We start from the raw sequence: 25,777 nt of genomic DNA, 5'->3' as shown, positions 1-25,777 counted from the left end.
ATTTATGCTTTATTTGTTTTATGCCCGTTGAATGCAAACAATAGTATTACAGCAAAACAGGTCAAAGGCACTGTATAACCATATTGAATATTGCCTGTAATATCTGAAATTAGTCCTAATACAGGAGGCAATAAGGCACCGCCCACAATTGCCATTACGATCAATGAAGATCCAATTTTAGTATTATGTCCCAATCCGTCAATTCCCATTGAGAAAATAGTTGGAAACATGATACTCATAAAAAATGCCATGGCTATTAAAGTATAAACCACTATTATTCCGGTTCCCGTTATAGCTAATAATGACAAGAAAATATTGATAATCGTATATGCTATTAATAATTTTCTTGGGTGAATGTATTGCATTAAAAAAGTTCCAGCAAAACGCCCCAGCATGAATGTCAATCCAAAAAATCCTAAATACTTAGCTGCGGTGGCTTCCTCAAGACCAGCTGTAGTGGTAGCCATTTTGATAAAAAAACTACCAACGCAAACTTGCGCTCCCACATAAAAGAATTGAGCCAAGATTCCCCATCTCAATTTCATCGACTTTAAGGCAGCTCTAAAACTGGCTCCTTCGGCTCCTTCTTTATCTTCTTCTTTTACGTCGGGCATATTGGTAAAATAAAATATCACCGCCACAGCCAGAATAATCAATCCCAAAATAAGATAAGGCATTTTTACGCTTGCGGCCTCCGAAGCCAAATAATCGCTTAACTCCTGTGGTGGCATGCTTGCCATCTCGGCTTCGGTCAAATTCTTACCTGATAAAATCATTGGTCCCACAACCGTTGGAGCTATAAAAGCAGCTAATCCATTAAAAGACTGTGAAAAATTCAATCTTTTGGTCGCCGTTTCAGCTGGTCCCAATATGGTTACATACGGATTGGCAGCGGTTTCCAGAAAGGTCAATCCGCAGGCAATGACAAACAAAGCTCCCAGAAAGTAAATATATTGTAATGAATTGGCCGCAGGCACAAATAAAATCGATCCGATACCAAACAAGATCAATCCAATCAGGATTCCTGATTTATAACCGTACTTTCGCATGATATAACCCGCAGGCAAAGCCATAACAAAATAAGCGATAAAAACAGCTGAATCTACCAACGAAGATTGCAAATCAGAAAGACTGAAAGCTTTCCTTAAATGGGGAATCAAAATGGGATCCAGATTGTGCACAAATCCCCAGAAAAAAAACAAACTCGTAACCAATATAAATGGAAACATCCAGTTTTTAGTTTCATTTGCAAGCTTCTTTTTTTGATCGGAGTCTTCAGAGAAATCCATTTCACTTAAAGAGAGTTCTTCCATTGACATTTCACTGGAAATAGCTTTATTTTGCAGAGTCTGCTGAGAATTTAATGCCATAGCTATTTTATTAAATTAATACTATTTTAGATTGCGAAAGTTATAATAACTAAGATATATTTATTAATCCGATATTATCTTTATTTAATTATTAATTATCTTTACCCCAGAAATGAAAATCGAAAAAACAAAAATAACGTCCTATCTAAACAGTTCTATTTCGGTTATTTCCCGGGAAGAATCATTTTTTCAATCTCCTTTTCATTCTCATCCTGAACTTGAATTGGTCTACATAAAAGAAAGCTACGGCAAAAGAATCGTAGGCAATTCAGTGGCTCCTTTTGAATCCGGTGATATGGTCTTTTTGGGCTCTGACATTCCACACGTATGGCTTAATGACGAAATTTACTACCAAGGCATCAATAAACTCAAAGCAAAAGCCATTGTCGTTTATTTTAACAAAGATTTGTTTGGACCAGCTTTTTATGAACTGAAAGAAGCTCAAAAAATTAATACTCTTTTTAATCAGGGCGCAAGAGGTTTATCCATAAACGGAAAAACAAATAAGCTGATTGCCAAAAAACTGGAAAAACTCGTTAAGAAAAAGAACTTCGAAATTATCATCGGCCTTTTTGAAATATTATCCATTCTTTCTGAAAGTACCGATCTCACTTTTGTAAACAATGAAGCTTATTCCCCAATAAAAAATGATCAGGCCAAAAACGACCGACTATCGGATGTTTTTGAATATGTCGGCAAAAATTACAAAGAGGATATTTCTCTTGTTGAAATTGCCAAAATTGCCAATCTTACCCCTACTTCTTTTTGCAGAATGTTCAAACTCAAAGCCAAAAAACCCTTTGTTGAATACCTCAACGAAATCAGGGTTTCTAATGCCTGCAAATTATTGCTTGAAACAGATATGGGCATGTCTGAAATCGCCTATGAATGCGGTTACAAAACAGCTTCCAATTTCAACAGACTTTTTAAAAAACTAACCGGAACAACTCCAAAAGAATACAAAAAAAATGCAGGAAATTAAAAGAAGGAAAAACAAGTTTTTAATTTGATTTCCTTAGCTGTAACATCACGATTCCATGAGCAGGAATAGCAGTTTCAAATTCATCTTTAAAAGTTCCCAAATCTACTTTTGTCCAAAGATTGCGCAATTTTTGACTTCCGTCCAATTGTAAAAAAGAAAATGGAAATTTCACATTCCTCTCCTCATTAGAAAGATTCAACAAGCCTAAAACCAAACTGCCGTCTTCCATTTCTTTAGTCCAAAATTCTGTATTATCTGAAGTTTTGACCAATGAAGCCGCTTTTCCCAAAGCATCTTGATTTACGGCAATAATTTCTTCATTAGTCAATAAACTAAGAGTCGCATCATCCAGTTGTTCCATATCGGCGCCAATCAACAAAGGCGCTGACAGCATGCACCACATGCTCATTACGGTTCGCTGCTCCTCAAATGTCAAATGGTTTTTGCCCGCTTTTCCGGAACTTTGTGCTCCAACTGCTCCTATTTGCAGAATATCCGGATCATTCCAATTTCCAGGTTTTACATAAACCGCTTTATCTGAAAGTTTTTTAAACGCATTTCGAACGGATTGCCAGCTGTCATGAACGTCGCCTTCGGTGCGCCAAAGTTGGCCGCCGCTTTCATTACCCCATTCCCATACATTTCCCATACCATACTGGCAAAGAGCGTGTACAATATCCCTTTTTTGAGCTTGCAAGGCATCTGACATTAGACGGAAAGGTTTTATCAATTCCTCTTTCGAATTATTTTTTGCCAACGAGCCATAACTACACCAATCGTATTTTAAATAATCAAAACCACTGTCTGCAAAGAACTTGGCATCTACAAATTCATAACCATAACTACCAGCCACACCGCCGCAGGTTAATGGTCCCGGTGAACTGTAAATTCCTGCCTTGAATCCCATTTCATGCATAATCGCAGGGAATTTTTTAATGTTGGTAAAAAATTTATTGGGAATCAATTCCCCTTTAGAATTCCTTACCGATCCTACTCTCTCAGGAAGATTATCCGGACCTTCATAATAGCCATAAACTCCATCGGCTTTCAGCTTTAACTTTTCCCAAATAGGATCATTTTTGGCAGGCTGATTGGTCCATGGGTCATCGATTTCGATAACACTCCATCCGTATTTTTGCAAGCCTTTTTCTTTCATGATCTGAGCGGAACGAATCACCTTATCTAAGGTTACATTGCGACCAAAACTATACCAGCTGCTCCATCCCATAGGAGGAGTCAGGGCTAATTTATCACCTATCACCAATGTAAATGATTTTGATGTCTTCCCAAATTGATTTTGGGCCACCAAGTTGATAACATATTCCCCAGGCGCTTTTATAACGCCCGAAATAACTCCGTTCTTCTTATTAACTTTAACTCCTTTGGGCAAATTCAACACCTCATATTTCAAAGGCTCAGCACCAGTTGCAGGAATTGTGTAGGTAAAAATTTTGCCGGGACGCGCACCATACAAACGCGGTCCATTTATTTTAGGTAGTAATGCTGTTTCTTGAGATTGGCTGTTGAGTCCAAAACTTAAAAAAGTAAAAAAATAAATAATCCATTTCATGTTGTAATTGTATTAGCTTGTATTCTTTAGGACACCATCAAAAAATAAAAGTTCCTGTATTCCTCCGAAAACAGGAATTTTTATCTTTAGCCCATCCCTTTTTGTTTAAATATTTGTCACTGCCCAGATCAAGCCTGGGTTATATTTTCTTCAAACGGAACATTTTTGTTTCATGGCTCTTCACTTTTCCGTTCCATTTCTTGCCTTTGGCGATCACCTTATGTTCCCATAAATCTCTTATTTCGAAGTTTCCGTTTAATCCTAATTCAGCAAAATTTATTTTTGAATTCTGTGTAGCCTCCGAACGGTTTAGAATTGCAATTGCAAAATCACCGTTTGCCAATGGTCTTACAAAAACGCTCCACAAGTCATTCTTAATTTTACAAACTGCCTGTTTTCCCAAAGCGTCTTGATTGATGGCGATTACCTCCTCATTTAATAAAATACGTTTGGTTTCGGCATTCATTTTTCGAACATCATTAGTCGCCGCCAATGGTGAATTCAAAATCGACCAAATACTCATCTGGCTTTGGTATTCGGTATCGGTACATCCAACTCCACCTAAATCTCCCGAAGGTCCTTTTTTACCGTAAAGTCCCACTACCAGCATATCCATATCGTTCCAATGTCCTGGTCCGGCATAAGACGCATGATCCTGCGAGTAATCAACAATATCCAGTATTCCTGCACCGGTTCCATGCAATTCACTTTGTTTCTTTACAGGAGTAAGACTTTTCCATTTATCTCTTACATCAGCAGTGGTTCTCCATAATTGCCCGCCTACTTGCCCTGCCCAAAGCCAAGGTTTACGATCTCCCCATTCACAAATACCAAAACTTATATCACGACCGCTTTTGCGCAAAGCATCGGCCATTTTTTTATAACGGCTTTTGGCAACCTCCATATCATCCGGAGCGCCGCAGTAATCGTATTTCAAATAATCAACATCCCAACTGGCAAAAGTTTTGGCATCCTGTTCTTCAAAATTTAAACTGGCGGTATAGCCCGCGCAGGTTAGCGGTGCCGCATCTGAATAAATTCCTAATTTCAATCCTTTGCTGTGAACGTAATCTGCCAGCGCTTTTATGCCCGAAGGGAATTTTACAGGATCTGCAATAATATTATTTTTATTATCACGACCACCTTGCCAGCCGTCATCAATGAATACGTGATTGTAACCCGCCTTCAACATACCGCTGCTCACCATGGCATCGGCCATTTCGCGAATGTCTTTTTCGTTAATATTATCGGCAAAATAGTTCCAGGTCATCCAACCCATGGGAGGTGTTGGTGCTAATAAAGTACCGTCAATTGCTTTAGATTGTGCTTCTACAGTGCCAATACTCAGGCAAAGTGCCAGTACGAAAAGGCTAATAATTTGGTTTTTCATTTTTTATTTTCTTTATTTTATTGAAATCTTCGCAAGCAGAAAACCGTATTTTATAAATACATCTGACCTAAAAAAACTCTTTCTACCGCTAAAAATCTCACAATTGGATTATTAGAATTTCTTCAATTTTGATTTTGCTTCATCAACAATTTTTTCGGAAGGAATCTCTTTCAACATTTTCAAATCAAAAGTGCTTAACAACTGATTCAGCTCGTCTATTTTTGCCTGATTTCCTGATTGTTTAAATCCTTGCTGAAGAATATGTATTTTTTCAAAATCCTGAATTCCTTCAATCAATTTTTCAAAACGGATCGATGTCATAGGACCGGGATATACCTGAAAAGTATCTCCTGCAGGCCAAGCCGTAAAACGACTATCAGTCAGTGGATTTTGAGGCCAGCTGTTATAAGCCCAACGCAAATAACCCGTAAATCCTTTTGCGGCAGCATACCAACCCATCCAAACGTGTTCTGCAGGCGGCGAAAAAGTAAAGCCGTTAGGATAATTTTCTTCGCAGCAAGTGTACCAAGTACTTGGTTTCCCTAGTGCCGTACGCTCTTTCAAAATTGCCGCATCAAACTCAAATCGCGATGCTATGCTGTAATCAAAAATATCTTTTTCAATCTCAGGATGGTAATTTCCTGCCAAGGCAATTTTCCAATTTGGGTCAATATCTTTCAATAATTTAATGACCGTTTGCATATCTTTCATCGGTCTTTCGTCCATGGCGATAGTACTAATACTAAACCATCCTTTTTCCTTTAGATGTTTCGTAAAATCTTTTATCATCGATGACCAAAAACTGTTGTATTCGTCAGAACCTATTTTTGCAACAAGTTCGGTGTCTTTTGAAAGGCTTTCGTCATAATATTGAAAAGACAATTTCCATGGCACCATACTATAACAATTGATGCGTTTCGTGATCCCGCAACTCATCACAAAAGAAACGTATTTGTCAAACAGACTGTAATCATAAAACCAGCTGCCATCCTTTTTCTTAACCCATTTTATGAGGCTTGGAAAATCATCATAGGTTTGATGTCCCCAAGGTTCATTCATGATACTGGTGGTGATGCTCTTTTGACCGGCATTGGCAAGCATTGTGTAATAAGGTCGCATTTTTTCAAAATGTTCCTTGCTCCACAATTCCACCTTATGTACTCTGGCAATGGCGGCAGGATGTTGCCAAAGATCCAAATCAAACTTCCATTTATCGGCAGACGGAAGTAGGTGCTCGAGCACATTTACAACAATAGGCAAACTAATTTTTCTCCCTGAATTTATAGTTACGATTCCTTTGTATTGCCCCGCAGTCGTATTAGCCGGAATATTTATACTTAACCAAATTGGCTGCAGATTATTTTTTTTCACCTCAATAGAAGATCCCCAATTAATAGGATCGGCCACTAATGAGGACTTGAAATCTTCAGGCTTTCGATGACCACAACCACCACCAAATTCATCTGTAATGACGTACTGCACAAAACCGATTTTCGCATTGGCTTTGGTAATCTGATTTCCGGCTTTAGTTTTCAGATCGCTGATGCTTAAAGTCAATTTAGCAATATCCCTATCTGCCCAAACCAAAATTTGGGTATGAATTTTTTCGCCTTTCCAAGCCGTAGTTTCCCAATTATTAGTTGGAGAAACAGCCGGCTTTAGATCTTTTGCAAAACGGCTATTACTGCTTGTAAAACTGATATAAAGCGGGTTTTGTTTTTTTGTTTGGACTTTGTTTTGCGCCTTTGTAGCGAGGCTCGCAAACAGAACAAACACTAATAAGATATTCTTCATTTTAAAATATTGTTTTTATATTGAAAGCTAATCTTGTTTTATGTCTTTATTTAAAGCTTGTAGAAATTTTGATTGTATATAAAAATTAAACCTATAAGGTTTTAAAAACCTTATAGGTTTAGCAATCCTTTATTCACTTACCTCAACAAAAGTGAACATCCATTTTACCGGATTTTGCCAATTAGACCCTTTGAATGATCCTACCGGCAATTTTACCCTCACCGTATTCCATCCTTTTTTTAAAGTGATTTTTGTTGGTTCTCTAAATTCGTATCCTTCATCAATTAGTGGGATTTCCAAGTCCCCTTTTTGGTTAGGACGTTTCCAAATTGGCGGATTAACCAACTCATTATTTACCCAGATTAAACTATTCAAATTATTCCAAGTTCCCGCCACTGGAGAATCCGTATTCATGGAACGGGAAAAATTATTAAAACCGATCCAAAATTCTTGCTGTTTATCTTCATCACTCCAAATTTGAGTTTGAGCATACCAAGTCGTATTTTCTTTTGGCTGTTCGATAACCCCCGAAATTAACGGAGCCCACCAATGTCTCATTACCAAAGTCCCGCCGGTGGCTTTGTACATTGGTTTTTCTTTCGATGCATTAAACTTTGGTTTCTCGGGTGCAAAAGTTTTGGTTAAATCCCCTTTATTATCAAAAGGACCATAAATATCCCAAACCAAATTGGCTTGTTTCACATAATTAAAATCTAAGCCTTTAAAATATTGCTTTTTTTGATCCAACAAACGGTTTTCGAACTCTGTAAAAGCAATCGCTCTTTCACTATCTCGTTCACCAATAGTTGCTGTCCAGCCCGCATTACCACCACCACGCCAGCTGCGCTCTGCAAAAGCCAACATGCCCGGATAAACCGGATTCATTGTCATAACATCTTCTTCATTGGCCACAGCCCTATCATTCCAAACGCATACAATACCACCCAAAGCATTTTCATTACCTTCGGTTAAATTGCATATTTGGCGATTAAAAATAGTAACTACACTCTCCAAGGGATCCATGTGGTTTAAATACAAATGCCTAGAATCTAAGTATTTTATGTTCTGGTTCTTGCTAACTTTTGTCGCGCCTTCCATCCAAAGCTGACGAATTACGCTATCGGTAAAATTGCCTCCCGGCTCCCAACCAATTACTTTTTTACCCAAACTTTCAGTTAGGGCAATTACTTCTGGTAGAAACTTCTGATTGGTGATTTTTACCTCATCGGCACCTAAGTGCAAATAAGGAACGTCATAAGTCGCACAAAATTCTTTTATGATGTTTTTTACAATTTCTAAACCTTCATCGCTTTGCATATCAACGCCCATCGCTCTTTTGAAAGCAGCACTGTGACCTGGCATATCAATTTCCGGAACTAAGGTGATGTAACGTTCTTTACAATAATTAATCAGCTCTTTTAAATCACTCTCCGTATAATATTCGCCTTTGTCGCGAAGCATAAATTCCGGATTTGTTAACTGCGGATAAAGCTTACTTTGCAAACGCCAGGCAATATCTTCGGTAGGATGAAAGTGAAAAATATTCAGTTTATAAGCTGCCATCGCATCAATTTGTTGTTTTAACAATTTAACGGATTGGAAATTTCTTCCCACATCGACCATAAATCCACGCCAAGCAAAAGCAGGCCAATCTGTGATTTCAGCAGCATCAACAAAAACATTGTCGCGCATTAACTGCAATAAAGTTTGAATCCCATTAAAAACTCCTTGAGAACTATTAGCAGTAAGCACAATTTTATCCTTGGCCGTTTCCAGATGATAGGCCTCAGATTGATTTTGCGGCGAAGCTACTTTTCCCAGACGAAGCTGAATATAGTTTGCTGCATCCGACACTTTATTGGCTAATTTAACATTGAGACCTTTTTGCTCCATCGCATTTTTCAGGACCAAAGCTTCCTTTGCCAAAGCCGGATTATCTGTAACAATTGTAGTAACTCCAGTCAATGAAAAATAACCGTTATTCCATTTCAACTGTTGTGGTTTAGGCAATAAAGAAGGCTTTGACTCCAAATCAAAAACATAAGGATAAACCAAATGCTTCCACATTAAATAGCCTTCACCCTTGAGATGCAAACCATCATTGGTAAATTCTTTTATCAACTTTCCATTTTGATCACAAAATGGAGTATGCAAATCAATATAAGTATAATTGAATGCCGTTGCATTTTGTTTCAGACTGGCATTTAACTGTTTTATTTGTTCTCCCTTGCTGGTGTGTCCGCCAAATTTTTTATAGACATCATTCACCGGCAATATACTTTGCACGTACAATTTTGTCGAAGGGGATTCCTGTTTTAGATAAGCAGCAATTTTTGTGATATTTTTAAAAATACTATCGGTCGAAGTATTTCTTGGAAGGTCATTAGTCCCTATCAGTAAAAAAACTTTTGCGGGTTTTCTGATGATAATCTCGTCTATTCGGTTCAGAACTCCGGCACTTATGTCGCCACTAATTCCACGGTTTTTGATGCGATTGTCAGCAAATAATTCGCTCCATTCCGCTCCATCGGTAATGCTGTTTCCTATGAATACAATATCATTTTTTGTTATCGGCAGGCTTCTGAAATGAGTAAGCCGTTGATGATAATAGGTAGAAAACAAACTATCCGGCAGTGTTGTTTTTTTTAAAACAAAAACGGTACCGGGAACTAATCCCGACACCTTTTTCTGTTGTGCATTGGCACTAAAAAAAACTAGAAGTAATACTAAAAAGACAATCTGTTTTTTCATTTTTTTTATCTAAAATTAATTATTCAACTTTCATCCAATAACTGTAATTGTAATTTTTAAAAGGAATTCTGTATTTCTCCATTGGCATAGAGCCCCAGCTGTCAATCCCTTGCATACCGGTTTGTTGCAAGTCCATGTGCAGGTAGATTTCATTTCTCTTATTCAATTCGCCACTATGGTATTGTTTCTTTTGCGCTTCAGGATCTAAATCGTCAAGATGATAAGGCAAGGCTGAAAAACTCAATAAATGATCAACAAAAGCAAAACTGATTTTTTTACCTTTTGCATTGGCAAAAGTCACCCAGCGCACTTCGGTTTTGTTCCCGCTTTCCTGTGGTCTGGCATAGGGAAAATACTGCTCATCTACTGATTGTTTGAATTGGCCAATGAAAGTATTGGTTTTTCTATCCCAATAATTTTCACCAGGACCGCGACCATACCAATTGATAGTGTTAAATTTTTTATTGATAACCAAGTCATTTCCGGCTCTCAACAACAACGAATTTTTACCTTTAATAGCCGTAAATTCATTATCTACTTTGATACTTCCATCACCGTAAACTGTAAATAGTTGTTGGTGAGAAGCCTCTCCGTCAATCAATTTCGTTGTAAATTTTACTTGAACCGAACCATCTGTGTTTTTTGAAACAGCGGTCTGCATTTCAGTAGCATTATCATAGGCATTTCTCCATTTTCTTAGGCTGGTATTGAATCCGGCTCCAATATCGTTGTCTGTTGGTGCTCTCCAGAATGAAGGTTTTGGTCCTTGCTCGATAAATTGCTCCCCTTTGACACTATAGCTCGTCATGATACCTTTTTTCAAATCAAAAACAACCTCAAATTTGTCTCCAGAAATAGTACACTGCTCTTTAGTTTCTTTCAAGACCAAAGCTTTTTTTGTTTTTGGCGTAAATGCAGCTGCCGGAAGTGATTTTAGTACAAACTGATCATCGGCAATCTCGTACCCTTTTGGCAAGAAAGGCTCTTCAGTTTTTAGCGAATAATACACATTCAACTGGTATTCTTTATCGGCTTTCTGCGCTATTTTGATTGCTAATCTGAATTCTTTTTCAGTTTGTGGCTCTAATGAAATAGTGTTAATGATGCCGTTTTCTTTGGCAATTCCATTTTCCATCAATTGCCAACGCATCATTACATTATCCAGATTTTTAAAGAAAAAACCGTTTTTAATGGCAATCGTATTGTTGCCAATGAATTTTGTTTTAATGTTTTGGTGTGCTTTTTTCACTTCCAAAGCCATTGGCGTAATTTCTCTATAAGCCGTAACCACTCCTTTTACACAGAAATTATTATCGCTTAAATTTTCATCAACTGGTCCTTCTAGCGGGAAATCTCCGCCATACGCCTTGATACGTTTGCCGTTTTTAAGAGTATCGATAGATTGGTCAATCCATTCCCATATAAATCCTCCCTGAAGTTTTGGATTATTTTCTACCACATCCCAATAATCTTGAAAATTACCCAAACTATTTCCCATAATGTGGGCGTATTCACTTTGAATATTTGGAATTTTGGCATCACTTTTTGAATACCTCAACAAAGCGTCAGGAGACATATATTGCGGGCAAAAAATCTCTGAATAATGCGTATCATTTGGCCTTTCATAATTAATATCTCTTTCATACTGAATAGGCAAAGTCGTATGCTGTTTCAACCAATCGTAAGCGGCATAAAAATTAGTTCCGTCACCGGCTTCGTTTCCTAAAGACCAAGTTACTACCGAAACATGATTTTTATCTCTTTCATACATACGCTGAATACGTTGCAAATGCGATTCTTTCCAAAGTGGATTGTTAGCCAAAGTCACATCCAAATCGTAACCCAAACCGTGCGATTCAATGTTGGCTTCATTCACCACATACAAACCGTATTCATCACAAAGTTCCATCCAATACGGATCTGACGGATAATGCGACTGACGAACCGCATTAACGTTCAGTTTCTTCATCATCTCCATATCTTTTCTCATGTCTTCCTTACTCAAGGTATGACCGTTTGTAGGATGATGTTCATGCCTGTTAACTCCTTTTATGAAAACTCTTTTTCCGTTTACCAGAAAATCGGCACCTTTGATTTCTATTTTTTTGAAACCAATACGAAGTGGTACTACTTCTATCACAGCACCTTTTGCATTTTTTAAAGTAAGGTATAAACGGTACAAATAAGGCGTTTCTGCCGTCCATTTTTGCACGTTTTTTATAGTAGTTTGAAATTCTACGTTCGTCTTATATTTCCCTAATATGGTTTTAAAATCTTTGGTTTTATCTTGGTAAACCACATTTCCTTTGGCATCCTCTAAACGCACCTCAACCGTTAAGCTGTCTTTCTTGCTGTATAGTCCTTTTTCCGTTTTATAGCTGTTAATTTCGGCATCAATGCTAAGCAATCCATTTGTATAAGTATCGTCAAGAGTACTGATAATCTTAGTATCACGAATGTTCAATTTTTCTGTCGCATACAAAAAAACGTCTCTTTCGATTCCTGAAAAACGAAACATATCCTGACATTCTAAATAACTGGCATCACTCCAACGGTACACTTGAAAAGCAATTAAGTTTTCTCCTGGCTTCAAAAATTTTGTAATATCAAATTCAGCCGCTAATTTACTGTCTTCACTATAACCTACTTTTTTTCCGTTTACCCAAACAAAAAGACAGGATTTAGCGTTACCTACGTGAATAAAAATCTGTTTTCCCTTCCAATTGTCAGGCAAAGTGATTTTTTTACGATATGAACCTACCGGATTGTTATTGAAAGGAATATCAAATGGTGGATTCATTTTGGAATAGCGTAAATTATGGCCGGCAAAATCATAGGGCTGGTTTACATAAATGGGCAAACCATAACCGTTAACTTCCCAACTGGCAGGAATCTTAAAATCCGTCCACTTAGAATCATCATAAGTAGTTTCGAAAAAATTCTCTGGACGCTGGTTCGGATCTTGCACCCAATTGAATTTCCAACTTCCGTTTAATGAGAAATAGTTAGCCGATTTCTCTCTGTCGTACAGCTTGGCTTTCTCCATGCTTTCGAAACTAAAAGCACTGTTTCGCATGGGCATTCTATTTATAGAAACAATCTCAGGATTGAGCAGTTCGGCGGGTAGTTGAGCAAAACTGGCAGCTGATAAAAAAAACATAGCGACTAGCATCGTGATTTTTTCCAATCTTTTAATTTTAATACTATTACTAAGAATCTGTCGATAGGCAATCTTGCTTGGCTTTGCTTTTTTCATAACTTTTAATATCATTTTTAGTTTTAAATTAGTAGACTTAGCTGTCTCTCACTATTCGGTTTTATTTCAATATGACTACAAAATCAATCATCAACAAATAACAACTGCTGCTTTTTAATTAACACAAAAAACTTATTATTTGCATTTATTTACTGAATAGATTTACAATATCATTTATTTAACGATATTTTATTTCCATTTAAAAAAAAACCAAATCCAAAAATAGGATACTTTAGCTATAAAATATACCAGTCCCTACCAGTTTTTTTTTATTTCCAAAAAAAACTCCCACTGCCAGAGAATATCCTATTTTAATTACCAAAAAACCGTGATTTATCACTAAAAACAAAAAAGCCAATCACAAATGATTGGCTTTTAAAGGTTAAATCAATATTTATGTTTTTTGTTTCTTCTTCCTGGCTGCAGGAAACAGCACATTATTCAGAATCAGACGATATCCTGGCGAATTGGGATGCAGATCCAAAACTGTGGGCGCATCACCTACCTGATGCTGATAATCCTCGGGATCATGACCGCCATAAAAAGTAAACATTCCCTTTCCTTTCTCACCATGAATATATCGCGCTTCTCCGTTCAGTTCGCAAGTACCCATAATCAATACATTAGATTTAATAAGACTGGAATCAAAAGAAGTCGTTTGCCCCATAAATCCTTTCACCAGTTGGGTATGATTTTGACACAGCATACTAGGAATAGGATCCCATTTTGCCGAAAAATCCATTAGACTAAAATAATCTTTATCCACCTGAATTCTTCTTTTATCTGTCATATCAATATCTGAAAATTCATATCTTTCTGGCTTTCTTTCCAAGGTAAAATCTTTAAAGGCAAAGGAATTAGCAAAATTCATTTTGGACTGATAATTGGCATCGCTCTGATCTCCATCAAACATGGATTCACAAATGTCAACCCCATCAGCAACCAAAGCAATATCAAAACTATCAGTAGCAGAACACATGGCAAACATGAATCCGCCACCAATGACAAAATCCCTGATTTTTTTAGCAACAGCACTTTTCTCTTGCGAGACTTTTGTATAGCCCAATTTGGACGCTAAAAGCTCTGCCTCATTTTTTTGCTCAATATACCAAGGCGCATTTTTGTAAGTACCAAAAAACTTCCCGTACTGCCCCGTAAAATCTTCATGATGCAAATGCAACCAGTCATAAAGCAGCAATTGATCACTTAAAACCTCTTCATCATATATAGCCGTAAAAGGGATTTCAGCATAGGTTAAAACCAGTGTAACAGCATCATCCCAAGGCTGTTTTCCTTTAGGGGTATAAACGGCAATTCTAGGAGCTTTTTCCAGGATAACCGCTTCCATATTTTGCGAAGGACTGCCTATCTCGTTCAATATATTGGTTTGCTCAGCATCAGATAGGATTTCAAAACTAACGCCACGAATCTGACATTCTTTGCGTATTTCTAATACATCAGGAAGTAAAAACGATCCGCCACGGTAATTGAGCAACCAGCTGGCTTTATAGTTTTTTTCTAAACACCAAAAGGTGATTCCATAAGCTTTAAGATGATTTTTTTGCGTCTTTTCATCCATTGGTAACAGAATAAAGGAAGCTTTAGCCATTATTGAAATCAGCAAGAAAAGAAAACATAATACTCTTTTGAACATCATTTTAAACTATTTTCTATCAAAGATATAAAAGCATACGATTTAAACGCCTCAAAACCTTGCTTTTTAACGCATTCATACTTACCGTAAAACTCAATAATAACACTAAACGAATGAAATTCATTCATCATATTCAGAATTCAGGCAAAAAAAAATCCATTATTTCTAATGGATTTTTCTTTTTTTTTAGAACGGCATATCACTATCGTCATCATCATCATTTAAATTACTTCCAAAAGCCTCATGTGCTGATGGCAAATTTTTAGTAGCAAAAGGATTTTCATCTTGATTCATAGACGATGGCAAATCATCATAATTCCCACTGTAATCTTCTAAATTATCAAATTTACCAAGATGTCCAATAAATTTCAAACGTACGTTTTCAATACCACCATTACGGTGTTTGGCAATCATTATTTCAGCCTGTCCGGCAGTTGGAGAAGCTTCATCATCATCCCACTCGTCAATTTTATAATATTCCGGACGATATAAAAACGAAACAATATCAGCATCTTGCTCAATCGCTCCCGATTCACGAAGGTCAGAAAGCAAAGGTCTTTTACTGGATCCACGCGTCTCTACCGCACGCGATAATTGAGAAAGCGCAATAACCGGAACATTCAATTCCTTAGCCAATGCCTTTAAGTTACGAGAAATTGTCGAAATTTCCTGTTCCCTGTTTCCTCCGCCTTTTCCGCTTCCTCCGGCAGTCATCAACTGCAAATAATCTACAATTATAATTCGTATTCCGTGTTGCGAAACTAAACGCCTTGCTTTGGCCCTTAAATCAAAAATCGATAACGAAGGAGTATCATCAATAAAAAGTGGTGCTTTTTCTAAGTTTTTCACTTTTGTACTTAATTGCTCCCATTCGTGTTTTTCGAGTTTTCCAGTACGTAATTTTTCGGAAGACAATCCCGTTTCGGAAGAAATCAAACGGGTGATTAACTGCACGGATGCCATTTCCAGCGAAAACAATGCTACAGGCATTCCAAAATCAATAGCCATATTTCGAGCCATCGATAATACAAAGGCCGTTTTTCCCATCGCAGGTCTAGCCGCAATAATAATTAAATCACTTGGTTGCCATCCAGAAGTTAATTTATCTAATTTCTCAAAACCGGTCGCTACTCCACTTAATCCTTCTTGCCCTGCTATTTCTTCAATTCTTTTTTTAGCCTGTAATACTAAACTCTGAGCCGTTTCAGAACTACGCTTAATATTACCCTGAGTAACTTCGTACAGTTTTGATTCGGCTTTATCCAATAAATCAAAAACATCTGCAGTATCATCATAGGAATCTTCGATAATCTCCGATGAGATTCGAATTAAACTTCGCTGAATAAATTTCTGCAGAATAATTCTAGAGTGAAACTCAATATGGGCCGATGAAGAAATTTTTTGCGTCAATTGAATCAAATAGAAATCACCTCCCGCTAAATCTAGTTTTGCGTTTTTTCTTAATTGAGCCGAAACGGTCAATAAATCAATTGGCTGTGTATCTGTAAATAATTGAACTATTGCTTCAAAAATATGTTTGTGTGCCTCTTTATAAAAAGCGTCCGGTTGCAAGATGTCAATTACATCGTCAACTCCTTTTTTATCAATCATCATAGCACCAAGCACTGCCTCTTCCAGCTCGATAGCCTGTGGTGGTAACTTCCCCTTTTCCAGGCTTATAATTGTTGTTTTATCTACCTTAACAGGACTAATATTTTTGAAGTTTTCCATATAGCGAATGTACCATAAAATTAAAAAAAAATGCTATTGAGTTATCACAAAGAATTGTTTATAAGTACTCAAATTTTGTTTACAACCAAAAAAAAATCCGAAACAACAAGGCTTCGGATTTTTTACAAAAATGTAAGATTTTACTCCTTGTATTCGCCCATTTTACAGTATTTATCCATTCTCTGAGCGATTAGATCTGCTGTTGATAAGTCTTTCAATTCATTATAACCTTTCATAATATAATGCTCCACTGTCTTAAAAGTAGCCTCTCTGTCGTAATGCGCTCCACCTAATGGTTCAGGTATAATATCATCAATCAGTTTTTGCTTTTTCATGTCTGAAGAAGTCAATTTCAAAGCTTCAGCAGCTATTTCTTTATATTCCCAACTTTTCCATAAAATAGAAGAGCAAGATTCAGGAGAAATAACAGAATACCAAGTATTTTCTAACATATAAACTCGGTCTCCAACACCAATTCCCAAAGCACCACCAGAAGCACCTTCACCTACAATAATTGTAATAATAGGCACCTTAAGACGAACCATCTCAAAGATATTTCTGGCAATGGCTTCCCCTTGTCCACGTTCTTCAGCTTCAAGTCCAGGATAAGCACCCGGAGTATCGATGAGCGTTATAACCGGAATTCCAAATTTTTCAGCCATTTTCATCAATCGCAATGCTTTACGGTATCCTTCAGGATTTGCCATCCCAAAGTTTCTGTATTGTCTTGTCTTTGTATTATAGCCTTTTTGTTGACCAACAATCATAAACGATTGTCCTCCAATTTTACCCAATCCACCAACCATGGCTTTATCGTCTTTGAAGTTTCTATCTCCAAAAAGTTCAAGAAAACTATCTCCGCAAAGCGCATTGATATGGTCCATTGTGTACGGACGACTTGGATGTCTGGACAATTGTACCCTTTGCCATGCCGTCAAATTTTTGTAAATCTTCTTCTTAGTATCTATTAGTTTTTTGTTGATTTGTTTACAAGTATCTGTAACGTCAACATCTGACTCCTGACCAATAACAAGGCATTTATCTAACTGATCTTCTAGTTCTTTTATCGGAAGCTCAAAATCTAAATATTCCATAGGATTTGTGCGTTTTTGTTTTTATTTTGGACTGCAAATATAAAATATTATATCGTTCATAAAGCTATATTTTTAATTTATGTCCTAAAACTATCGGTCTGAATTTGCAATTTACTTCAAAGTCAAAGCAATACTTGAGGACAGCTTTTGATTTAATTTTAAAAAATAATAGCCAGAAATTAATTTATTGATTCTTTAACACAAAGAACATAAGCCAATTACTACTTATCCAGTTTTTTATCGACCACTCTTTCCATATAATCTTGAATAAAAGCCTTGCAGTTTAACTCAATTTCATCCATTTCAGCATTTCTTTTCTTTATTAAATTATGCTTCAATGCTTTATCCTCTTTATCATAAAAACCAAGGGCTTTCTTTCCGTCAAATGTACAAATGTAATTTCCCTTTGCGAATTGATAAATATTTCCGGTAGAGTTTATTACAAATGGAATTGAGCTTTTTTTATCCAACAAACTTCTACCCCAGCTTCTAAAAGGCTTATCATAACCTATCATATCTAAAATAGTAGGATAAATATCGATTTGCTGTGCTAAATCTTCATCGACTCCCACATAACTACTATTTGGTTTATAAATTAATATGGGCACCGCAAAACGATTTATCGGTTTTTGATACTCATCATAGTAAATTTGATTACAATGATCTGCCACCATCACAAATATGGTGTTCTCAAACCAAGGTTCTTTTTTGGCCTCTTCGAAGAAACGTTTCACTGCATAATCTGTATACTCGACAGCTTTATGAATAGGAACGCCTCCCTCGTGAAAACGCTTTTTATACTTCTCTGGAATAACATAAGGCTCGTGTGAGGAAACAGTAAAAACAGAAGCGAAAAACGGTGTTTTCTTTGTATCCAAAGTTTTTTTCATATACTGCAGAAAAGGCTCATCCCAAATCCCCCAAAAACCATCAAACTGAGAATCATCATTAAACTCTGTCCTTCCATAATAATCATCTATTCCCAGAATTTTACTAAAACCTAAAAATCCCATAGAACCATTGGCCGCACCATGAAAAAAGGAAGTATTGTATCCTTCTCCTTTTAAAGTAGAAACAAGCGACTCTATTTTTTGTTTTGGATAAGGCGAAGAAGTAAAAGCATCCTTAAACGAAGGAATTCCAGCCAAAACAGATGACATCCCGTGAATGGACTGTCTTCCATTAGCATAAGCATTGGTAAAAATCATACTATGCTGTGCCAAAGAATCCAAAAAAGGCGCATGACTTTTATAATCCGGAATATTCGATTTTTTATTAAAAGCACCAATATATTCGCGTCCATAACTCTCCAGAATAAAAACCACTACGTTCGGCTTGGTTTTCGGATTGTTATGATAGCTTTTTACAGGCTGAATTTTATCAGCAATAACTTGCGGATTGACCTCAGGATAGTCCACCTTTAAAAAACTATTAGAGAACAAAGTTCGAATTATAGCAAAAGGGGTATTCAAAACAATATCCGAATGTACAATATTTTTCACATTACGACTGGCATCCAACAGATTAATCGGTCGCGTGGATTTCTTGAAATCACCACCACGAATTCCTCCAATAACAAATAAAACGATTATTAAAAACCCAACGGTAGAAAAGCTAAAATAAGGCACATATCCTGTAGGTTTAAAATCCTGTACTTTTATTTTTTTATACAAAAATACCCAAAGTGCCGAAGTCAAAACAAACAACGCAAAAACATACCAGTATTCTACAAGAAAATTAAGAAACAAGGTCGTTTTATTCGTTTCATGTTCCAAAACATTCAAGGCGGCAGTTGTAGTACGGGCAAAAGTAAATTTATAGTAAATAAAATCTATAAAATTAGTAGCAAAAGCCAGTAAATTAGTACCGAAATACAAATAAAACAGAAACTTTTGGTATCCTGTATTGGTATTTTTCCAAAAAGGAAGAATCGAAAAAACAACAAACAACAGATTTATATATAAAATAGCTGTAGTATCAAAAGCCAATCCATAATAACTAAGCGATAAAAAATCACTAACAGACTCAACTCTCAGCAAATCAGCATTGAAATAATAAAATAAAACCCGGGCAATAAAATAAAATAAATAGGCTAAAGCTATCCTGTAAAATAAGACTTTGTACTCGTTTAGGCGCAAGTGTTTTTGCATTCTGTATTTATTAATTAGTAAAACTTTGCAAAGGTATCACATTTAATTTGTTCCCTACTGTTAAAAAAACTCTAATTGGAAACCAAAATTAAATGTAAAAAACAACTTAAACATCTTTCTGTCTGTGCTTTATAATGCCATTCAAAATAACCGTTATAATAATTATCACGGCTCCAACATAAAAAGAAAAGCTCATTTTTTCTTTTCCGCCAATGATAAAATACGCTAAAATAATACCGTAAACAGGCTCTAAATTAGTGGTAAGCATCACCGTATAAGGACTTAGTTTCTCCATTACTTTTACCGAAGCTGTAAAAGCATAGGCCGTACAAATTGAAGCAAGAAGCAGGATCAACATCCAGTTATTAAGGTTCAAATCAAAGAACTCTACGGAGAACTTATTTTGATATAAAAAATAAACAGAAATAAAAACCATGCCCGCCAGAAATTCATAAAAAGAAATAACAGTAGCATCATGTTTTTCAATCAGTTTCCCATTTATCAATGTAAACAAAACACCTAAAATTATAGAAACCAAGGCAAAAATCATCCCGCTCATATAGCCCACCTCTACTTTCATAATCATCGCTAATCCCGCCATAATTATCAAACCGAAGAACACCTCATACCAAAGCACTTTTCTACCATAAAAAATAGGCTCTAACAACGAAGCAAAAAAAGCACCCAACGAGAAAACAGAAAGCGTTATTGACACATTAGAAACGTGAATAGCATGAAAGAAAAAGATCCAATGCAACGCAATCAACAGTCCCACAAAAATCAATTTCAGAAAAGATTTAAAAGGAATTCGAAAAGTCTTCTTTTGAAAAGCTATAAAAAAGAATAAAAAAACTGCTGCAAAAAGCATTCGATACCAAACGATAGCATCGGCAGAAATAGTAATTAATGCGCCTAAAATGGCGGTAAAACCCCAAATAAAAACAATTAAATGAAGATTTAAATAACTTTTGAATTTATCGTTTTGCATTGCGTAGTAAAAATATAGCCAGAATTCCAAAAACAATATTTGGAAACCAAACGGCAATCAAAGGGGAAAAAGTAGACTTCTCAGCTAAAGTGCCGAATATTTTATCAAAAAAAACAAAACCAAATGCCACAGCAATTCCAATGGTTAGATTCATTCCCATTCCTCCTCTTCTTTTCATTGAAGAAACCGAAACAGCAATAACGGTTAAAATAAATGCCGATACTGGCACACTGTATTTCTTATACAACACCACCAAGTAAACATTGATATTAGAAGAACCTCGTTTTTTTTCCTTATCAATAAAACGGTACAGTTTATTCAAACTCAAGGTTTCTGCTATATAAACTACCGGTGTCAAATCCTCCAATTCAAAACTGAACTTCGCATTTTTCTCCGATGCCTTCTCTATTTTATCACCAAATTCCCCAACGGTTCTTTTTGAATAATCATACATCGTATATGTACTATCTTTTGGATTCCATTTTATTCTGCTGGCGGTAATTTTTGATACTAACTTTTCTTTGTCGAATTTTTCCAAAACAAAATTAAATGCCACTTTTGATTCTGTATTGAAGCTATTCACATATAAAAATTCGTTGCTGCTTATTTGTCGATACACATCGGTATTGTCGCCGCGCATCAATTCCTTACCTCCTGTCTTGAGATAGGTGTATCTAAAATTATTAAATCCTTCGTTGGCAGCCGGAACAATTGAAAACCCTAAGAATAAAACAAAAAGGGATACTATTGAAGCTCCTATAATAAATGGTCGTAAAAATCGGGTAAACGAAATACCTGAACTTAAAATGGCAATAATCTCCGTATTATTAGCCAACTTGGAAGTAAACCAAATAATGGATAAAAACAGGAATATCGGAAATAGGTTATTGGCAAAATAAATTGTGAAATTATAATAATAAACCGCAATATCAAAAAAGGGAATCTTATTCTCAATCATGAAATTGATTTTCTCCGAAACATCAATAATAATCCCAATAGGTATAAACATCAACAACATGGCCGAAAAAGTGGCCAAGTATCTCTTCAAGATGTATTTGTCTATTATTGTTAACATAAAAGTTTAATCGGTTAATCGTTTATTTGTTTAGAGGCAAAGCGTATGATTTCTTATTCGATTAAACAAATAAACGAATAAACATTTTTTTTATAATCTCTGACTCATATTGCGCACCATCATTTCTTTCCAAGATCTAAAATCACCGGCAATAATATGTTTTCGAGCCTCACGAACCAGCCACATATAAAAACCAAGATTATGGATTGTCGCAATTTGTTTTCCTAAATATTCATTGGCTGCAAATAGGTGACGCAAATATGCTTTAGTATATTCAGTATCTACAAAAGTATGTCCCATTTCATCAATTGGAGAAAAATCGGCTTCCCATTTTTTATTCTTGATATTAATCGTACCGTTAGCTGTAAACAACATACCGTTTCTGGCGTTACGCGTAGGCATCACACAGTCAAACATGTCAACACCAAGAGCAATATTTTCCAAAATATTGATAGGCGTTCCCACCCCCATTAGATAACGTGGTTTATCTTCGGGAAGAATTTCGCAAACTACTTCGGTCATCGCATACATTTCTTCGGCTGGCTCGCCAACAGAAAGTCCGCCAATGGCGTTTCCTACTTGGTTCGAATTGGCGATATATTCCGCTGATTGCTGGCGCAAGTCTTTGTAACAACTTCCTTGAACAATAGGAAAAAAAGCTTGATCGTAACCGTATTTTACAGGCACTTTTTCCAAATGATTCACACATCGGTCCAGCCAACGGTGGGTCATTTTCATCGAACGTTTTGCATAGTTATAATCACAAGGATAAGGCGTACATTCATCAAAAGCCATGATAATATCAGCCCCAATAGTCCGCTGAATTTCCATTACATTTTCGGGTGTGAAAAAATGATAAGAACCATCAATATGCGATTTAAACTTTACCCCTTCTTCTTTAATCTTTCGATTTGAAGACAAAGAATACACTTGATATCCTCCAGAATCGGTCAAAATATTACGATCCCAGTTCATGAATTTATGCAATCCACCTGCTTTTTCTAAGATTTCAGTTTGTGGACGTAAATATAAATGATAGGTATTTCCCAGGATAATATCCGGGTTTATATCTTCTTTCAATTCTCTCTGGTGCACCCCTTTTACTGAGGCTACAGTCCCAACAGGCATAAAAATAGGTGTTTCAATTACACCGTGATCTGTAGTAATACTTCCCGCTCTAGCTTTGGACTGAGGGTCTTTTTGTAATAAATCAAACTTCATAGTAACGTTTTTCTACCGATTGTTCGGCGGGCAAAGATAGGTTAATTTGAAAACTAGATAATTAGATAAGCTAAAAAATTAAAAATGTTTTATGATTTCTATTAAGTGCGCCTTCCTCCAACTCTCCAATCAGGCTTTCCACTCTATCTTCATGCCGCTACAATCCTTCATGCGAAAAATAATTTTAAAATAGACGCAACAGAAAATACATATAATTTCCTCTTCCAAGAAAAGGATAATTACAACAATCTTAATTTACATTTTTTTTAAAGCGCAGTAAATTCTTTTAAAAATTATATTAAATTTGAAAGAGTTATAAACCTAAAACTTAAATAATGATTCAAAAACTAGTATCCCCAATTTCTTGGTCTGCCAATGCTGCAGCTTGGACTTCACTTATTTTGCGATTGACACTTGGCTTATTGATGTTGAGCCATGGCATCCCAAAACTGATGAACTTAATAAATGGCAACATGGAATTTGGCGACCCAATAGGTATTGGTGCTCCAGCTTCATTAATCTTAACCGTTTTTGCCGAAGTATTATGCTCCTTATTAATTGTAATTGGATTATGGACCAGATTAGCTTTGATTCCGCTCATTATCACAATGGCTGTTGCCGTGTTTATTATCCATATCAATGATAGCCTGGGAACAATGGAACCCGCTTTAATGTATTTACTATCGTATTGTGCTTTATTTTTATTGGGTAGCGGTACGTTTTCTATTGATGCTGTTTTGAAAAAATAGAACCTAAATATAAACCAGAAGATTTAAACAACAATTGATATTTAGCCTGTTTTAGACAGGCTTTTTTTATGATTTATTACTAATTCGACTTTAATATTACTTAAAAAAAAACTTCAAAAATCACTCCAGTATACTTCAAAAATTAAACAGTAAATTTACCTTGTGTAACAAAAGTTACTGTAAACATCTATTTGCTATATTACTTTTGTCTCATAAAATAGATTTAGAGCGATTCAACAACAAACATCGCTTTAATTCCAAATCATCTAAAAAAAAAAAAAAAAAAAATGGATTTAGAAAAAATAATCACAGAAAACCAAGGAACAATAATCGATGTACGCTCTTATGCCGAGTTCATGGGAGGCCACGTTGTTGATTCAATCAACATTCCTTTGAATGAAATACCGGAAAGAATAGACGAAATAAAAAACATCAAAACACCTATAATTTTATGCTGTGCTTCAGGAAACAGAAGCGGCCAAGCCCAACATTTCCTTTCACAACAAGGAATAGAATGTTACAATGGAGGTTCTTGGCTAGACGTTAACTATTACAAATCACAAGCAACAAAATAATCATGATAAACACTCTCAAAAAACTATTGGGTCTAGGACCAAAAGTAAACTACGCTGATTTAGTGAAAAATGGAGCTATTATACTGGATGTACGTTCTCCCGGTGAGTACAAACAAGGACACATAAAAGGCTCGATAAACGCTCCTTTAAATGAACTTTCAAAACACATTTCGAAAATAAAAAAAGACAGCCCGATTATCACTTGCTGCGCATCGGGAATGCGAAGCGCATCGGCAAAAAACATTTTGAAATCAAATGGTTTTGAGCAAGTTTATAATGGTGGCGGCTGGAGTAGTTTGCAAAACAAAATACAATAAATCCAGAAAGACAGCATCCTAAAAAACTCGTAAGTTACAACAGAAAGAATGCTTTATTTTTTAAATAAAATTCCAAAAGGCCCAATTTCGGGCTTTTTTTTCAACACAAGCTACTGTAACTATTATAAAAAATCATTTGTCTTACGTCAAAATAAAATTACCTTTGCGCAAGTTTAACTTTTACACACAAAATGAAGCCTAACACACAACAATTAAACGATTTAACTATCCAAGTCAGAAGAGATATTCTTCGAATGGTACACGCTGTCAACTCAGGTCACCCAGGAGGCTCTCTTGGTTGTACTGAATTTTTGGTAGCCCTGTACCAAAACCTAATGGAACGCAAAGAAGGATTTGATATGGACGGAATTGGAGAAGATCTTTTTTTCCTTTCAAACGGACATATTTCACCTGTATTTTACAGCGTATTAGCAAGAAGCGGTTATTTTCCAGTTTCTGAATTAGCGACTTTCCGTCTGATTAATTCAAGATTGCAAGGACACCCTACTACTCATGACGGTTTACCTGGAGTTAGAATGGCATCGGGTTCTCTTGGACAAGGATTGTCAGTGGCTATTGGAGCTGCACAAGCTAAAAAGCTAAACAATGACAATCATATAATTTACTCTCTTCATGGTGATGGTGAATTACAGGAAGGTCAAAACTGGGAAGCAATTATGTATGCTTCTGCTAAAAAAGTAGACAATATTATTGCCACAGTAGATTTAAACGGAAAACAAATTGATGGTTCTACTGATGAAGTATTGAACATGGGTAGCATCCGCGCTAAGTTTGAAGCTTTTGATTGGGAAGTTCTTGAAATCAAAGAAGGAAATAACATCGAAGCGATTATCGCAGGAATGACTGACGCAAAATCCAGAACAGGAAAAGGAAAGCCGGTTTGTGTATTATTACATACTGAAATGGGTAACGGTGTAGATTTTATGATGCATACTCATGCTTGGCATGGTAAAGCGCCAAATGACGCGCAACTGGAAGCGGCTTTGACACAAAATTACAATACTGGCGGACAAAGCGACTACTAGAATTAAAATTGGCGATTAATGACTTCTGATTTCAGATTTTTTTAATCTTTCAATTTTTTAATCT

The 25,777-nt window shown here is 36.1% G+C and carries 18 protein-coding genes; 5 read left to right on the top strand and 13 right to left on the bottom strand.

Annotated elements, in window-relative coordinates:
* Nucleotides 1-2 precede the first annotated feature (2 nt).
* Complete coding sequence (gene fucP / locus BUB25_RS11575) at nucleotides 3-1,370, bottom strand: L-fucose:H+ symporter permease (protein WP_244533821.1); 1,368 nt, start codon at nucleotides 1,368-1,370, stop codon at nucleotides 3-5.
* Nucleotides 1,371-1,482: 112 nt separating this feature from the next.
* Here fucP and BUB25_RS11570 point away from each other — a divergent pair, with 112 nt between their 5' ends.
* Entirely contained in the window at nucleotides 1,483-2,352 is an 870-nt protein-coding gene (locus BUB25_RS11570) for an AraC family transcriptional regulator (protein ID WP_072944471.1), read from the top strand.
* 19 nt (nucleotides 2,353-2,371) lie between these two features.
* Here BUB25_RS11570 and BUB25_RS11565 read toward each other — a convergent pair whose 3' ends face one another.
* The 12 genes from BUB25_RS11565 to tgt form a co-directional block, all read right to left on the bottom strand.
* Nucleotides 2,372-3,922, bottom strand: coding sequence for a putative Ig domain-containing protein (locus BUB25_RS11565; RefSeq protein WP_072944468.1), 1,551 nt, complete (start codon nucleotides 3,920-3,922; stop codon nucleotides 2,372-2,374).
* Nucleotides 3,923-4,061: 139 nt separating this feature from the next.
* Nucleotides 4,062-5,312, bottom strand: a complete 1,251-nt coding sequence (locus BUB25_RS11560) for a glycoside hydrolase family 27 protein (protein ID WP_211297014.1) — start codon at nucleotides 5,310-5,312, stop codon at nucleotides 4,062-4,064.
* A gap of 111 nt (nucleotides 5,313-5,423) precedes the next feature.
* Entirely contained in the window at nucleotides 5,424-7,106 is a 1,683-nt protein-coding gene (locus BUB25_RS11555) for a DUF4091 domain-containing protein (RefSeq protein ID WP_072944466.1), read from the bottom strand.
* A 129-nt stretch (nucleotides 7,107-7,235) separates the two neighbouring features.
* Nucleotides 7,236-9,857, bottom strand: coding sequence for a family 20 glycosylhydrolase (locus BUB25_RS11550; protein ID WP_072944464.1), 2,622 nt, complete (start codon nucleotides 9,855-9,857; stop codon nucleotides 7,236-7,238).
* 19 nt (nucleotides 9,858-9,876) lie between these two features.
* Nucleotides 9,877-13,113, bottom strand: a complete 3,237-nt coding sequence (locus tag BUB25_RS11545; protein ID WP_211297013.1) for a glycoside hydrolase family 2 TIM barrel-domain containing protein — start codon at nucleotides 13,111-13,113, stop codon at nucleotides 9,877-9,879.
* A 394-nt stretch (nucleotides 13,114-13,507) separates the two neighbouring features.
* On the bottom strand, nucleotides 13,508-14,722 hold the full coding sequence (locus BUB25_RS11540) for an asparagine synthetase B (RefSeq protein WP_394336298.1): 1,215 nt from the start codon (nucleotides 14,720-14,722) through the stop codon (nucleotides 13,508-13,510).
* Between the two features lie 231 nt (nucleotides 14,723-14,953).
* Complete coding sequence (gene dnaB, locus BUB25_RS11535) at nucleotides 14,954-16,498, bottom strand: replicative DNA helicase (RefSeq protein ID WP_072944460.1); 1,545 nt, start codon at nucleotides 16,496-16,498, stop codon at nucleotides 14,954-14,956.
* A 140-nt stretch (nucleotides 16,499-16,638) separates the two neighbouring features.
* Complete coding sequence (locus BUB25_RS11530; RefSeq protein WP_072944459.1) at nucleotides 16,639-17,592, bottom strand: acetyl-CoA carboxylase carboxyltransferase subunit alpha; 954 nt, start codon at nucleotides 17,590-17,592, stop codon at nucleotides 16,639-16,641.
* Nucleotides 17,593-17,813: 221 nt separating this feature from the next.
* Nucleotides 17,814-19,742, bottom strand: a complete 1,929-nt coding sequence (locus BUB25_RS11525) for an LTA synthase family protein (protein ID WP_072944457.1) — start codon at nucleotides 19,740-19,742, stop codon at nucleotides 17,814-17,816.
* Between the two features lie 106 nt (nucleotides 19,743-19,848).
* The gene (locus BUB25_RS11520; protein ID WP_072944455.1) at nucleotides 19,849-20,730 is read right to left on the bottom strand and encodes a DMT family transporter; all 882 of its coding nucleotides are present in this window, start codon (nucleotides 20,728-20,730) and stop codon (nucleotides 19,849-19,851) included.
* Entirely contained in the window at nucleotides 20,717-21,805 is a 1,089-nt protein-coding gene (locus BUB25_RS11515) for an LptF/LptG family permease (RefSeq protein ID WP_072944453.1), read from the bottom strand. Before BUB25_RS11515 ends, BUB25_RS11520 begins: the two co-directional genes overlap by 14 nt.
* Nucleotides 21,806-21,895: 90 nt before the next feature.
* Nucleotides 21,896-23,026, bottom strand: a complete 1,131-nt coding sequence (gene tgt / locus BUB25_RS11510; protein ID WP_072944451.1) for a tRNA guanosine(34) transglycosylase Tgt — start codon at nucleotides 23,024-23,026, stop codon at nucleotides 21,896-21,898.
* A 335-nt stretch (nucleotides 23,027-23,361) separates the two neighbouring features.
* On the opposite strand from tgt, the gene BUB25_RS11505 reads away from it, so the two are divergent.
* From BUB25_RS11505 to BUB25_RS11490, 4 genes are all read left to right on the top strand, one after another.
* On the top strand, nucleotides 23,362-23,775 hold the full coding sequence (locus BUB25_RS11505) for a DoxX family protein (RefSeq protein WP_072944449.1): 414 nt from the start codon (nucleotides 23,362-23,364) through the stop codon (nucleotides 23,773-23,775).
* 287 nt (nucleotides 23,776-24,062) lie between these two features.
* Nucleotides 24,063-24,350: a rhodanese-like domain-containing protein gene (locus tag BUB25_RS11500; protein WP_072944447.1), complete on the top strand. Its 288-nt coding sequence runs from the start codon at nucleotides 24,063-24,065 to the stop codon at nucleotides 24,348-24,350.
* 2 nt (nucleotides 24,351-24,352) lie between these two features.
* On the top strand, nucleotides 24,353-24,667 hold the full coding sequence (locus tag BUB25_RS11495; protein WP_072944445.1) for a rhodanese-like domain-containing protein: 315 nt from the start codon (nucleotides 24,353-24,355) through the stop codon (nucleotides 24,665-24,667).
* A gap of 191 nt (nucleotides 24,668-24,858) precedes the next feature.
* The gene (locus BUB25_RS11490) at nucleotides 24,859-25,713 is read left to right on the top strand and encodes a transketolase (protein ID WP_072944444.1); all 855 of its coding nucleotides are present in this window, start codon (nucleotides 24,859-24,861) and stop codon (nucleotides 25,711-25,713) included.
* The last annotated feature ends 64 nt before the right edge of the window (nucleotides 25,714-25,777 follow it).

The sequence above is a fragment of the Flavobacterium granuli genome (assembly GCF_900129705.1).
In the GTDB taxonomy this organism is placed as follows: domain Bacteria; phylum Bacteroidota; class Bacteroidia; order Flavobacteriales; family Flavobacteriaceae; genus Flavobacterium; species Flavobacterium granuli.
Note: the sequence above shows the minus strand (reverse complement) of the source record. Positions and strands in the feature narration are given on the sequence as shown.